This window comes from Gordonia sp. NPDC003429 (assembly GCF_053588575.1).
Genome location: NZ_JBSFQF010000001.1, coordinates 17,516 through 30,801, shown reverse-complemented (window position 1 = coordinate 30,801; position 13,286 = coordinate 17,516). Strand labels below are relative to the sequence as shown.

15 protein-coding genes are annotated in these 13,286 nt (G+C 67.3%); 5 read left to right on the top strand and 10 right to left on the bottom strand.

Annotated features, from left to right (window positions below; translation table 11 throughout):
• Positions 1-56 precede the first annotated feature (56 nt).
• On the top strand, positions 57-203 hold the full coding sequence (locus tag ACWDSI_RS00165; protein WP_449745775.1) for a hypothetical protein: 147 nt from the start codon (positions 57-59) through the stop codon (positions 201-203).
• 84 nt (positions 204-287) lie between these two features.
• Here the strand turns inward: ACWDSI_RS00165 and pstB are convergent, their stop codons facing one another.
• The 6 genes from pstB to ACWDSI_RS00135 all read right to left on the bottom strand — a co-directional run bounded on the left by pstB (position 288) and on the right by ACWDSI_RS00135 (position 6,114).
• Complete coding sequence (pstB, locus tag ACWDSI_RS00160) at positions 288-1,064, bottom strand: phosphate ABC transporter ATP-binding protein PstB (protein ID WP_449745776.1); 777 nt, start codon at positions 1,062-1,064, stop codon at positions 288-290.
• Positions 1,065-1,085: 21 nt separating this feature from the next.
• Complete coding sequence (pstA, locus tag ACWDSI_RS00155) at positions 1,086-2,015, bottom strand: phosphate ABC transporter permease PstA (protein WP_449745777.1); 930 nt, start codon at positions 2,013-2,015, stop codon at positions 1,086-1,088.
• Complete coding sequence (gene pstC / locus ACWDSI_RS00150; RefSeq protein ID WP_449755271.1) at positions 2,012-3,097, bottom strand: phosphate ABC transporter permease subunit PstC; 1,086 nt, start codon at positions 3,095-3,097, stop codon at positions 2,012-2,014. Before pstC ends, pstA begins: the two co-directional genes overlap by 4 nt.
• Positions 3,098-3,133: 36 nt before the next feature.
• Positions 3,134-4,255, bottom strand: coding sequence for a phosphate ABC transporter substrate-binding protein PstS (pstS, locus tag ACWDSI_RS00145; protein ID WP_449755270.1), 1,122 nt, complete (start codon positions 4,253-4,255; stop codon positions 3,134-3,136).
• Positions 4,256-4,400: 145 nt separating this feature from the next.
• Positions 4,401-5,327, bottom strand: a complete 927-nt coding sequence (gene mshD, locus ACWDSI_RS00140) for a mycothiol synthase (RefSeq protein WP_449755269.1) — start codon at positions 5,325-5,327, stop codon at positions 4,401-4,403.
• Positions 5,311-6,114 (bottom strand): winged helix-turn-helix transcriptional regulator, encoded by an 804-nt coding sequence (locus tag ACWDSI_RS00135; protein WP_449755268.1) that lies wholly within the window; start codon positions 6,112-6,114, stop codon positions 5,311-5,313. Before ACWDSI_RS00135 ends, mshD begins: the two co-directional genes overlap by 17 nt.
• Positions 6,115-6,261: 147 nt before the next feature.
• Here ACWDSI_RS00135 and ACWDSI_RS00130 point away from each other — a divergent pair, with 147 nt between their 5' ends.
• The 3 genes from ACWDSI_RS00130 to ACWDSI_RS00120 all read left to right on the top strand — a co-directional run bounded on the left by ACWDSI_RS00130 (position 6,262) and on the right by ACWDSI_RS00120 (position 8,686).
• Positions 6,262-7,209, top strand: a complete 948-nt coding sequence (locus tag ACWDSI_RS00130) for an LmeA family phospholipid-binding protein (protein ID WP_449755267.1) — start codon at positions 6,262-6,264, stop codon at positions 7,207-7,209.
• A 329-nt stretch (positions 7,210-7,538) separates the two neighbouring features.
• Positions 7,539-8,378, top strand: a complete 840-nt coding sequence (locus tag ACWDSI_RS00125) for a sulfurtransferase (RefSeq protein WP_449745782.1) — start codon at positions 7,539-7,541, stop codon at positions 8,376-8,378.
• 2 nt (positions 8,379-8,380) lie between these two features.
• The gene (locus ACWDSI_RS00120; RefSeq protein WP_449745783.1) at positions 8,381-8,686 is read left to right on the top strand and encodes a DUF1416 domain-containing protein; all 306 of its coding nucleotides are present in this window, start codon (positions 8,381-8,383) and stop codon (positions 8,684-8,686) included.
• A gap of 43 nt (positions 8,687-8,729) precedes the next feature.
• Here the strand turns inward: ACWDSI_RS00120 and ACWDSI_RS00115 are convergent, their stop codons facing one another.
• Positions 8,730-9,224, bottom strand: a complete 495-nt coding sequence (locus ACWDSI_RS00115; RefSeq protein WP_449755266.1) for a MarR family winged helix-turn-helix transcriptional regulator — start codon at positions 9,222-9,224, stop codon at positions 8,730-8,732.
• Positions 9,221-9,649, bottom strand: a complete 429-nt coding sequence (locus ACWDSI_RS00110) for an SRPBCC domain-containing protein (protein ID WP_449755265.1) — start codon at positions 9,647-9,649, stop codon at positions 9,221-9,223. Before ACWDSI_RS00110 ends, ACWDSI_RS00115 begins: the two co-directional genes overlap by 4 nt.
• A 230-nt stretch (positions 9,650-9,879) precedes the next feature.
• Between ACWDSI_RS00110 and ACWDSI_RS00105 the strand changes: the two genes are divergently transcribed.
• Positions 9,880-10,554, top strand: a complete 675-nt coding sequence (locus tag ACWDSI_RS00105; RefSeq protein WP_449745786.1) for an FABP family protein — start codon at positions 9,880-9,882, stop codon at positions 10,552-10,554.
• Between the two features lie 10 nt (positions 10,555-10,564).
• Here the strand turns inward: ACWDSI_RS00105 and ACWDSI_RS00100 are convergent, their stop codons facing one another.
• Entirely contained in the window at positions 10,565-11,023 is a 459-nt protein-coding gene (locus tag ACWDSI_RS00100; RefSeq protein WP_449745787.1) for a hypothetical protein, read from the bottom strand.
• 505 nt (positions 11,024-11,528) lie between these two features.
• Positions 11,529-13,259 carry a thiol reductant ABC exporter subunit CydC gene (gene cydC / locus ACWDSI_RS00095; protein ID WP_449755683.1) on the bottom strand — a complete coding sequence of 577 codons (1,731 nt, stop codon included), beginning with the start codon at positions 13,257-13,259 and terminating at the stop codon, positions 11,529-11,531.
• Between the last annotated feature and the right edge of the window lie 27 nt (positions 13,260-13,286).

The window sequence follows — 13,286 nt, the reverse complement described above, 5'->3', positions numbered from 1 at the left end:
GCCCGCCTGCGCACGGATGTGCGCAGGCGGGCCGCGTTTGTTTATGGTGGTCAACCATGGGCGTGCACTATCCGGCGGAACCGGACTTCAATGCGGAACCGGACGAGCCGGTCCATGCTCCACACAGCCGGCAATACCTCGTTTACGCGGGGGTGATCGCCTCACTGCTGGCGTTGCTGGTCATCTTGCTGATCAACATGTGACCGACCCCCGCAGAACACGACGACCCCCAGAACACGACGACCCGCGACGTCGGACGTCGCGGGTCGTCGTGTTCGATCGGTCTCTCAGCCGAAGCGGCCGGACACGTAGTCCTCGGTCTCACGCTTGGTGGGTTTGGAGAAGATGGTCTCGGTATCGTTGATCTCCACCAACTGTCCCGGCTGCCCCACCGCTTCGAGGTTGAAGAACGCGGTCTGATCGCTCACGCGGGCGGCCTGCTGCATGTTGTGGGTGACGATGACGATGGTGTAGTCCTTCTTGAGCTCACCCATCAGATCCTCAATCGCCAGCGTGGAGATCGGATCGAGCGCCGAGCAGGGCTCGTCCATCAGCAACACGTCCGGCGACACCGCGATCGCGCGCGCGATGCACAAGCGCTGCTGCTGGCCGCCGGAGAGACCTCCGCCCGGCTTGTCGAGGCGGTCCTTGACCTCGTCCCACAGGTTCGCGCCCTTCAGGCTGCGCTCACACACCTCGTTGAGCTGTGTCTTGTTGCGCACGCCCTGCAGTTTGAGACCGGCCACCACGTTGTCGCGAATCGACATGGTGGGGAACGGATTGGGGCGCTGGAACACCATGCCGATGGTGGTGCGCACGGCGGTCGGGTTGACGTCCTTGGCGTAGAGATCCTCGCCGTCGAGGAGCACACTGCCCACCGCGTAGGCGCCCGGCACCTCCTCGTGCATGCGGTTGAGCGTGCGCAGCACGGTCGACTTGCCGCAGCCGGAGGGACCGATGAATGCGGTGATACTGCGCGGCGGCACCGACAGCGTCACGTCCTTCACGGCATGGAACTTGCCGTAGTAGATGTTCAGATCTTTGATGTCGAGGCGCTTGGCCATGGTCTGTCTACCTTCGCTGTTCTATTTGGTCTTGGGGGCCAGGTACTTCGCCAGCAGCGCGGCGATCGCGTTGAGCACGGCGATGATGATGATCAGGGTGAGCGCGGCGCCCCAGTAGTAGAACGACGAGGCGGGCTGGCTGGCCGACCACATGTCCTTGATGAACAGCGGCAGCGAGTTCATGCCACCCTCGAACGGATTGGTCTTCACCAGCGAACTCGCCGGGCCGGCGAGGATCAGCACCGGGGCGGTCTCACCCATGATGCGGGCGATGGCCAGGAAGATGCCCGACAGCATGCCCGACAGGGCGGTGGGCACCACGATGCGCATGATGGTCTTCCACTTCGGGATACCCAGCGCGTACGACGCCTCACGGAGTTCGTCGGGGACGAGTTTGAGCATCTCCTCGGTGGAGCGCACCACGATCGGGATCATCAGCAGGATCAGGGCGAGGCTCACCATGAAGGCGCTCTGCCCCATCGACAGTCCGATCACGAACACGGTGAAGATGAACAGGGTGGCGACGATCGACGGCACCCCGGCGAGGATGTCGACCATGAAGCTGACCGGCTTGACCAGCTTGGAGGTCGGGTACTCGACGAGCATGATGGCGGTGAGCACGGCGATGGGCACCGAGATGATCGCGGCGATCAGCGCCTGGATGATCGAGCCGACGATCGCCGGCGCCACACCGGCACCGTACTGGGTGGTGGTGTCGATCCCGTAGGCGTCGCCGAACCACCAGTTGGGGTCGGTGATCGCGCCGACCCCCTGCGAGATGACCGTCCACAGCAGCCAGACCAGCGGGATCACACCGGCGACGAAGCAGGCGATGAAGACACCCCGGGCGATGTTGTTCCGGAACTTCCGGCTGAATGAGATCTCCCGGAACGCCGAGGGCGAGGATTTGACGGGACCGCCGCCGGCGGCCTCCTCCACTGTGACGGTCATCCGTTCACCTTTCCGCCGGCAACCGCGCGGGCGATCGCATTGACCACAAATGTGAGCAGGAACAGCACCAGGCCGGCCGCGATGTAGGCGCTCTGCGTGTCTCTGCTGCCCACGAACTCGCCGACGTCACGCGCGATCTTGGAGGCGAAGGTGTCGCCACCCTCGAACAGCGACCACTTCAGGCGTCCGACGGCCGCGCTCAGGATGATCATCACCGCGATCGTCTCGCCGAGCGCTCGGCCCAGCGCCAGCATCGCGGCCGCGATGATGCCGGAGCGGCCGTAGGGGAACGAGGTCATCCGGATGACCTCCCACTTGGTGGCGCCGAGGGCCTGTGCGGCCTCTTTCTGGCCACTCGGTGTCTGCCGCAGCACCTCACGGGTGATGGAGGTGATGATCGGCAGCATCATGATCGCCAGCACGATGCCCGCGGTGAAGATCGTGCCGCCACCTGCGACCGATGTGCTGCCGGAACTCAAGAGGAAAAACCAGCCGAAGGTGTCATTGAGCCACACGGCGAACGGGGCGATGAACGGCGCGAGAACGTAGATGCCCCACAGACCGAAGATGATCGAGGGCACCGCGGCCAACAGGTCGATGACCGCGCCGAGCGGCCGCGAGACCTGCCGTGGCGCGTACTCGACCAGGAACACCGCGATGCCGATCGCGATCGGGGTGGCGATGACCAGCGCGAAGAACGAGGTGAGCACGGTGGCGCGGAACAGTTCCCACACGCCGAATCGGACCGTGCCGTCGTCGAAGTTGCTCCGGCCGACATTCCACTCCGAGGAGAACAGGAAATTGGCGTTGTTGGCCGCGATCGACGGGATGGCGTCGACGACCAGCGAGACGCCGATCCCCGCGATCAGCACGATCACGAAGAACCCGGTACCCCGGGCGAGATAGGAGAAGACGCGGTCGCCTGTCGCACCCCGGTGACTGCGCAGGCCGGGATGGATCTGTTCGTCGATTTCCCGCTCTTGCTCGGGTGGCAGCTGGTCGGGCTCGTCCGGCAGGGGGCCGGAACCCGGCGGGGTCTCCGCCTGGTTCCGGCCGACACCGGTGGTGTCATCCACAGACATATCTCTTATCTCGCCTCGGGGTTGGGGTGGTTCCCGCTACTGGACCGCGTCGATCGATGCCTGCAGCTTCTGCTGGAAACGATCCGGCAGGGGAATGTAGCCGGCATTGATCAGATCCTGGCCCTGGTTCTGCGGGGCCGCGGCCACCGACAGGAACGTCTTGACGCCCTGACCGGTCGCGGTGTCCGAATACTTGGAGCACACGATGGAATATGTTGCCAGCATGATCGGGTATGCGCCTGCTTCGGCGGGCTTGTAGAACGACTCGGTGTCGATGACCATGTTGTGGTTGTCGGGGCCGTTCTTGAGGGTGGCCGACTCGATGGTCTTGCCGCCTGTCTCGGCGGTCAGCTCCACACCCTGCTTGTCCTGATCGGTGATGATCTTCGCCATCGACAGCCCGTTGGACTGTGCGTAAGCCCACTCGACGTACGCGATCGAACCCGGCGTCGGCTTGACCGCCGACCCAACGCCCGGGTTGCCCTGCTTGCCCTCACCGACACCGCCGTTGAAGGTCTTGCCTGCACCCTTGGTCCATCCGCCGGCTGCCGTCAGGTACTTCTGGAAGTTGTCGGTGGTGCCGGACTGGTCGGCGCGGTAGATCACGTTGATCGGAGTCGACGGGAGGGTGACACCGGGGTTGTCCGCGGCGATCGCCGGATCGTTCCAGGTCTTGGCCTCGCCGCTGAAGATCTTGGACAGCGTGGCACCCGACAGCGCCAGGTTGCTCACGCCGTCGACGTTGTAGGCCACCGCGATCGGGCCGAACACGAGCGGCAGCTGCCAGGCTTCGGAGCCACACCGCTGCGCGGCTCTGGAGATCTCGTCACCCTTCAGCGGCGAGTCGGACCCGCCGAAATCGGTGAGGCCCTGGATGAAGTCGGACACACCCTGGCCCGAACCGCCGCCACCATAGGCCAATTCGAAGCCGGGGCAGGTCTTGGCGAACGAGGTGGAGAAGATCTTCATCGCGTTGGCCTGCGCGGTGGAACCGCTGGCCTTGAGCGACTGCTTGCCCTCGCACTTGATGTCGGAGACGGCCGACGCCGGCGCAGCGCTCGTGTCACCCTTGTCCGCATTACTACTGCAAGCACCGAGAACGAGGGAAGAGCTGGCCGCCATCGTGGCGAGAACAGCACCTGTACGACTCAATTTCACTTCAAGTTCCTCCACAGCATCAGAACACGGCGTTCCCCCCTCGGGTGACGCCCGGTCGATCCGACCCTAAAGTTCGCTGGTGGACGCCTCGCGCATCGAAGGTGAACGGAAGATGAATTGGACATCCTCCTGACGTCCGAGGCGATCACCCGTAGGCGACGTCGACCGCGTACCGGGTGAATCCCAGCCTTTCGTAGGTGTGCAGCGCCGCGGTGTTGTCACCTTCGACGTACAGCATCACGGTGCGAATGCCCTGCTCGGCGAGGTAGTGCAGTCCGGCAAGCGTCAGCATGCGACCGAGTCCACGGCCTTGGGCCTGCGGGTCGACGCCGACGATGTACACCTCGCCGAGATCGGCGTCCTGACGCTTGGTCCAGTGGAATCCGAGCAACGTCGATTCGTCGGCGGCGTCGAAAGCCAGGAACAGGCCCGCGGGATCGAACCAGTCGCTCTCGACGCGCTCACGGATCTGTGCGTCGGTCCAGCCGCCCTGCTCGGGATGCCAGGCGAAGGCGGCGTTGTTCACCCGCAGGATTTCCGCGTCGTCGGCCGGACCGGAGTACGTGCGCAACCGGATCGACGGGTCGGTGACGAGCGGCTCGAGCGGGACCGATGTGCCGGGCGAGAGCGGGCGGCGCAACTGCAGCAGCTCGCGCACCGGACTCAATCCCATCGCCGCAGCCAGTGCCGCTGCACCCGGCAGATCGCCGTGGGCCCAGGCGCGCGGCGGGGGTTGCTGGACGCCGCCGAGATCGTGCGCGGCGGCGAAGGCGGTGTCGAGAAGTCGGCGTCCGTGTCCGCGGCGGCGGTGCGCAGGGTCGACGACCGCCTCGATCATCGCCGGTTCACCGTCGCGCCCGGCCGTGATGTTGGCGTAGCCGACCGCGGAGGCGACATGACGGACGTCGGTGTCATCGGAGCCGATGGCCAGCACTGCCTGTTCGGACAGCGGCGACACCCCGTCGGCAATCGTCGCCTGCTCCACCAGACGATGCGCGAGGCGTCTCGTGTCGGCATCGAGCCGCGTCACCACCGACGGGGAGTCGGGTGTGGCGTCAGCTTCCGCCGGCACGGATCTCCTCGACCACGTCGGCGTCGTCGAACGCGTCGCCGGACGGTCCCCCCACGACGTCTACGGCATCGGTGGCCGGCAGCTCGTCGAACCCGCTGTCGGCACCGCCGCCACGCCCTCGGGTGGGACGGACCGCCTTGTAGCCGACGTTGCGAACCGTACCGATCAAGGATTCGTGCTCACTGCCGAGTTTGGCCCGCAGCCGACGAACATGCACGTCCACCGTGCGCGTGCCACCGAAGAAGTCGTAGCCCCACACCTCCTGGAGCAACTGGGCGCGGGTGAACACCCGGCCGGCGTTCTGCGCCAGGTACTTGAGCAGCTCGAATTCCTTATAGGTGAGGTCGAGCGGCCGCCCCCGCAGACGCGCTGTGTAGGTACCCTCGTCGATGATCAGCTCACCGAGCGTCACCTTGCCCGAGGACTCCTCGGCGGTCACCCCGCGGGTGCGCACCACCAGCAGACGCAACCTCGCGTCGAGTTCCGCAGGCCCCGTGGCAGGTAGGAGGAACTCGTCCAATCCCCAGTCCGCGTTCACCGCAACCAGGCCCCCCTCGGTCAGCACCGCGGCCACCGGCACCGACGATCCGGTGCTCCCGAGCAGTCGGCACAGCCCGCGGGCGGCGGCCAGATCGGTCCGTGCGTCGACGAGCGCAACGTCGGCGTTTCCGGCCTCCATCAGCGACGACACCTCCGTCGGCGCCACCCGGACCGTGTGCGCGAGCAGCGACAGGGACGGCAAAACCGACTCCGGATTGGGATCGGCTGTCAATAGTAAGAGATCCACGTACCACTCCGATCTCGTTGTCCCACCCCGAACTCGTACCGCCGGGACACTCGCCTTCCGCGCCCGGTCGTCATCGCGCTCGACGACGAACGTCTTTGTTTACGTCGGCTTACCGTTGTGTGCGCGATAGATGACAGAATAGCGCCAATGTCGCGTTCTGCTGTTAACAAGGCAGCGCCCGAGGGCGTAGAGGCGAATGCGGACGCCGACGCCCGCCCCTCCCGCCGGGTTCGGCGCGGTCTCATCGTCGCCGTCGCGGTGGTCCTCGTGATCGTCGTCGTCGCCGACTTCGCCGCCGCGGCCGGCGGCGAGTACCGCTTCTCGCGCTCGCTGCAATCCTCGCCGCGGGTGAGATTCGATCCGGAGGTCACGCTACGCGGTTTCCCCTATGTCCGGCACGCCGCCGACGGCAGCTTCCCCGGCGCGGTGATCACCGCACGCGGCGTCTCGGTGGCCGGCTGCGACATCCACGGCGGCTGCACCGCCGAACTGGGGGCGACGCTCGGACCGTTCGAGGTTGCCGACGGTTGGTCCATCGGCGCCACCGATGAACTGCGCACCGCGTCGCTGCAGGCCTACACCCGCCTCGATTCGGTCAATCTCGGACGTTTCCTGGGCATCCTCGATCTCACCGTGAACACCCCGGCACCCACCGGGAGGGCGGGGGCAGGAGGGCCGCAGGACGGCCTGCTGCGGCGCTCGTCCGGGGTGCTGCTCACCGGTACCGTCCCCCTGCCGCCGACACCGGCCCGTCCGGTGACCGGTTACCCGACTCCCGCCGACACCCCGTCGGCGGCGGCATATCCCGGCGCCACCGCGAAGGTCAGCGTCGACGTCGACCTGTCGGTACGCGACGGACGGCTACATCTGGAGGCCACCGGCTTCTACACCGGCCCGGAGGAGCACGTGACCGACCCCGCGGTCTCCGGCGGCGACGACGCGCTGCGCACCGCGGTGCTGCGTCGTTTCTCGATCACGCTGCCGCCGATCCCGCTGCCCTGGGGTGTGACGCCGACCGGAGCGCACAGCGAGGGCAGTGATGTGCTGCTGGTCGCCGACACCGGACCGCGCACACTGCGTCCCGACTCGTTCTGACCGCAACCCGGCACCCCGATTGGGGTGTGGGTGGCCCTGTTGTACCCTCGGGTCATGCAACCGCGCCGTGAGTTCATGCTCACCCGCCGACGGGCGATCGACTTCTGTCGCGTCGTCGATTGTTGCTGTCTCTAGAGGGGTGAGTGTCGCCGGTACCGGCACGTTCACCTCGATGACGGCCGGTGCGGATTGTGCGTCCACGGACGCTGCCTGCGAGATCTCGCACGATGATGCACCTGCCGCCATCACCTGCCGAAGTGTTCGGCCATGCCGTGTCGGCACTTCATCCATCCCCCACCGAGAAAATCTCCGGAAGGAATCCGAGAAAAATGGCACGTTCCGACGTCCTGGTCAGCGCCGATTGGGCTGAGCAGAATCTGCACACCGACAAGGTGGTGTTCGTCGAGGTCGACGAGGACACCAGCGCTTATGACGGCGGCCACATCGAAGGCGCCGTCAAGCTCGACTGGAAGACCGACCTGCAGGATCCGGTCCGCCGCGACTTCGTCGACCGCGAGCAGTTCTCCAAGCTGCTCTCCGAGCGCGGCATCGCCAACGACGACACCGTCGTCCTCTACGGCGGCAACAACAACTGGTTCGCCGCCTACGCGTACTGGTACTTCAAGCTCTACGGCCACCAGGACGTCAAGCTGCTCGACGGCGGACGCAAGAAGTGGGAGCTCGACGGTCGCCCGCTGTCGACCGACGCCGTCACCCGCCCGGCCACCGAGTACAAGGCCGCCGACCCCGACGTCTCGATCCGCGCGTTCCGCGACGAGGTGGTCGACGCCATCGGCGTGAAGAACCTGGTGGACGTGCGCAGCCCCGACGAGTTCTCCGGCAAGATCCTGGCCCCCGCCCACCTGCCCCAGGAGCAGAGCCAGCGTCCCGGCCACATCCCCGGCGCCATCAACGTGCCGTGGAGCAAGGCCGCCAACGAGGACGGCACCTTCCGCTCCGACGACGAGCTCACCGCGATCTACGCCGACGCCGGTCTCGACGGCGAGAAGGAGACCATCGCCTACTGCCGCATCGGTGAGCGTTCGAGCCACACCTGGTTCGTGCTCCAGGAGCTGCTGGGCCACAAGAACGTCAAGAACTACGACGGCAGCTGGACCGAATACGGTTCGCTGGTCGGCGTGCCGGTCGAGCTGGGAGAAGGAAAGTAATCATGTGTGCTGCACCCAAACAGGGACAGAAACTGCCCGCGGGCGTCGACGTGGAGAAGGAGACCGTCCTGACCGGACAGGTCACCGACGGCTCCGGTAACCCCGTGGCCGGCGCCTTCGTGCGTCTGCTCGATTCGACCGGCGAGTTCACCGCCGAGGTCGTCGCCAGCCCCACCGGCGATTTCCGCTTCTTCGCCGCACCGGGCACCTGGACGCTGCGCGCGCTCAGCTCAGTCGGCAACGGCGAGCAGACCGTCAGCCCGGAAGGCCCCGGCGTGCACGATCAGGACATCGCCGTCGCGAAGTGAGCCGCGCGCGATAACGCCGACTCACCGAGTCCCCGAGGCCCGGTCACCCCGCGTGGGTGACCGGGCCTCGGTCGTCGGGGACGCGGGCTCGTTCGGTGAGTTCACGTAGCCGCCCCCGCATGTCGTCGCGATCGGACCCGAAGAAGCGTGCGTCCACCTCGGCGACCGTTCGCACCGAGCGGTGCACCAGTTCGGATCCGGCCGGGGTGACGACGATCCGGTTCGACCGCGCATCACCCGGGGCGGGTTCGCGGCGCACCAGGTGCCGCCCCTCGAGCGTGCGCAACACCTTCGACGTCATCATCCGATCCGCGCCCGCCATGTCGGCGACGTCCTGCTGGGTTGGCGATTCACTCTGCGCCGCAAGGTAATTGGCCGACGCGAGGATCGTGAACTGGGTCATGGTGAGGCCGGCGTCGCGCAGCGCGGCATCGACGGCCGCCCGCCACGCCAGCGCGGCGTGGTGCAACCAGAAACCCGCACTCGCCCGCGGTCCACGCGGACCGGAAGGCGACGGCCCGACCGGGGTTTGGCTCATCGCGTGCCCGACACGTCGTGGGCGCGCCGCTCGAGGGCGTCGAAGGTGGCGGGCATCGCCGCAATCACCCGGGGCCCCCACCACAGCCGGAACAGCACTTGCAGGAGTCCGGTGACCGTGTAGGTCTTACGCACGAAGGTCGCGTCTCCGCGTTCCTCGAGATCGTGCTCGATCCGTAGTTCGCCGCCGGGCAGCGGACTCGATGCCACCCACCGCGCCGGCGCGCTCACCTCGGTGATGGTGGCGGTTCCGCCAGGGTTGCCCTTCTGCTTCGAATCGATCGTGCTGCCCACCGCGAACGCGCCGGTCAGCGCCGCACGTTGCTCTCTGGGGTCCCACTCGGGAAACGCATCGACGTCGGTCCACACCTTCCATACCGCGTCGCGGGGGGCCTCGATGATGGCGTCGGCAAGGAATCGGTACATGACGAGCTCCTCAGGTTGTTGTCGAGACAACATTAATGGTTGTCGTGACAACAATCAAGGTCCGATCCCCGTCGCGGCGTCGTGCATCTCCACCTCACCCGGAGAACCCGGACGTGCTGGTTGTAGAATCCGGGTGTGGTCCTCTTCTTCGAAATCCTGCTGGTCCTGGCGGCGATCCTGATCACCTGGTTCGCCGTGTACGTGCTCTATCGACTGGTGACCGACGAGTCGTGACCTCCCCCGAGGAGAACGTGTCCGACGACGCCTTCCCCGGAGGTCAGCCGCGCCGTTCTGGTGACGAGGCGATCAGTCAGGCCGAGGCACGCGCCGCCGAGAGCGGCAGCCGCGAGCGCAACGTCCCTTCGTGGGACGACCTCCCGCTGCCTGCCGACACCGCCAACCTCCGTCGTGGTGCCGACCTGCACCCCGGCCTGCTGGCGCTGCTACCCCTGGTGGGGGTATGGCGCGGCGAGGGCGAGGCCAACAATCCGGAGACCGGCGAGGACTATCACTTCGCCCAGCAGATCGTGGTCAGCCACGACGGCCAGGACTTCCTGAACTGGGAATCGCGGTCGTGGGTGATCGACGAGGACGCCAAGTTCGTCCGGCCCGACCTGCGGGAGACCGGCTACTGGCGCATCACCGAGGACGATTCCATCGAACTTCTGCTCGCCCACGCCGAGGGCTGGGTGGAGTTGTTCTACGGACGCCCGCTGAACCAGACGTCGTGGAACCTCACCACCGATGCCGTGGTGCGGTCGGAGACCGCGCGGCATGCGGGTAACGCCAAGCGCCTCTACGGCATCGTGCCCGACGGCGACCTCGCCTACGTCGAGGAGCGTGTGGACCCCGACGGCGACCTCATCCCCCGACTTTCGGCAAAGCTGCGTCGCCACGTCGGATAAGCGCACCCGGTCAGCACGCGCGCACGTCTCGGCATCGCAGGGTTGGCGCGGGTCCGTCGAAGAGGAATTGCACGGGCAGCGGGTCGTCGTCGATGATCTCGCCGATCAGGACCGGGTGGCCGTTGAGGCGTTCGGCCTGGACGATATGCAACTCGGTCTCCGGGAGAATCCGGGCGCTCCCGCGCGGGACGTAGGTGAACCTGGTGCCCTCGGTGCCCGCCGTGCCCGGCACCGACAGCACCGCGAGGTCGCTGTCACTGTCGTTGTGCAGCACCAGATGTCCGGTGTCACCGTCATGTGCGCCGAGGCGACTGTAGGCGAGTCCACAGACATGACCGATCACCCAGTTCGCCGCACCGTCGTTGGTCCATTCCCGATCACCCGGGGCCAGGAAGCGCGATCGGATCACCGCGGCCTGGCCGGCCCCCAGCCGTCGACTGCGTTGGGTCACCATTGTCATGGTCCTCATCACCGAACCTCCTGTTGGATTCCTGTGTTCCCATTCCATTACTTAGGGACGACAAGGGCATGCGTAGTGCACTACCCCATCTGAGGCGGTGACGGCGCCCGGGTGGACGCGCATACTCACCCGGCGCCCCGGACACGGAACGACCCCCGCATCACCCGAGTGCGTCGGGCGCGTCGACCGGACGGTCGGATGCGGGGGTCGGGTGGCCACCTGGTATTCACCGAGGCGAACGGGCCGAGTGCTTTCAGGCGGTCCGCGTCAGCGGATGGTCACCTCACGTGTCCGTATGTCATACAACTTCAGACCACCTCCTCTCTCGTGTACCGACGAACGTACGCCCGCGGTCGGGACCCGGCAACGCATTTATGCCGGCGGGGTGGTTTCGACAAGCTCAACCAGCGGGCGGGGGCGCACAACCAGCGGGCGGGGGTGGTTTCGACAGGCTCAACCAGCGGTCGGGACGCTCAACCAGCGGCGGGCACGCACAACCAGCGAGCGGGGACGCTCAACCGGCGGCGGGGGCGGGTTCGAGGTCGATGACGGTGACACCTCGAGGACTCCGGCGAAGCTCCGGCGGCAGTTGGTGAGTCACCACCACCACGATGCGGTCGCGGCCGAACATGCCGCCGTCGGTGGCCAGCATGCGTCGCATCAGGGCTTCCGCGTCGGCGACGTCGAGATGTTCGGTGGGTTCGTCGAGCAGCACCACCGGCGCGCGGTGCAGCAACGCTCGCGCAAGGAGCAACCGGCGACGCTGCCCACCGCTGATGGCCTCCGCACCGCCGGTCAGCACCGTGTCGAGGCCGTCGGGCAGCGCGTCGAGCCACTCCGCGAGACCCACGTCGGCGAGTGCAGCGCGCATCTCCGCGTCGGTGACGTCGCCGCGGGCCACCCGCAGGTTCTCCCCCACCGAGGTGGAGAAGATGTGGGCTTCCTCGGCGAAATAGCATGCTGCCGAACGCATTTCGACCGGCGCCGCGTCGGTGTCGACGCACTCGATCGCGCCGGCGCGGGGCGCCAGCAGTCCGGCGAGGGTGAGCAGCAGTGTCGACTTCCCGATGCCGCTCGGCCCGATCACCCCGATCCGGGCGCCCGGTTCGAGGATGGCCGACACCCCGCCCTCGGGACCGAGCACCGGTGGGACCACAGTGCCGTCGGCGGGCCAGCCCCAGCGCAGTGCGTCGAGCCGCATCTGCACCGGGCCGTCGTGCACGGGTACGTCGATCGTGGTGTCCGTCCCCGGCTCGTCGGCCCCATCGTGCGCGCCGTCGACCAGCGCCATCACCCGGGCGGCACTCTGCCTGCTGCGTTCGAGTTGGATGCCCGCCTCGGTGAGCGGTGCGGTCGATTCGAACGCCGACAGCGGCAGCAGGATCAGCACGCCGAGGATCATCGGGGTGAGTCCCTCACCGCTGGCCACCGATGCCAGCGACCCGGGTACCGCCGACGCCAGATGGATTCCGATGAGGCAGGCGGCGATCAGCGAGGCGCCCAATGAGAGCGGGGTCGCGGCGGCGGCCAGCGATTCGGTGCGCACGCCACGGTCGGCGGCGGCGATGGCGTCACGGTCGGCCCGGCGCGCCTCATCGAGGACCGACGTGCGTCGACGCGCCACGACGAGTTCGGAAGCGTGCCACAGCGCCGCCGACGTGGCCTCGGCCGAGCGTGCCGACGCCTGCGCGCCGTCGGCGATAGCGCGGGCCGATCCGCGGGCGGCCAGCCAGGGTGCGATGACACCACTGACGATCAATGCGACGGCCAGCACGATCGCCGCCCAGCCGGAGACGAGCGCCATGATCGCGACGGCGGCCGCCGAGGTGGTCAGTCCCACCCCGATGGGGATCAGTCCGCGGATCAGCGCGTTGCCGATCTCGTCGATGTCGTCGCCGGTGCGGGTGAGCAGATCGCCTCGACGCAGCGTCACCGAATATGCAGGCGAACCGGATGCCAGTGCGAGATAGAGCTTTTCGCGCGCGGTGGCCATCGCACCGAGCGCGAGGTCGTGCGTGGCGAGTCGTTCCAGGTAGCGGAACAACCCGCGGGAGATACCCAGCGCGCGCACCGCGGTGATGGCCACCGACAGGAAGAGCACCGGCGGCATCTGCCAGGCCCGGGTGATCAGCCACGCCGACAATGCGGCCAGCCCGAGCGCCGACAATGCGCCCGCCACACCGAGCAACAGCGACTTGGCCACCGGCCATCCGCGCAGACCGAGGAAGCGCAGCGCGCGCAGCAGCGGGTCCTCCGGGGACTTGGGGGCCTT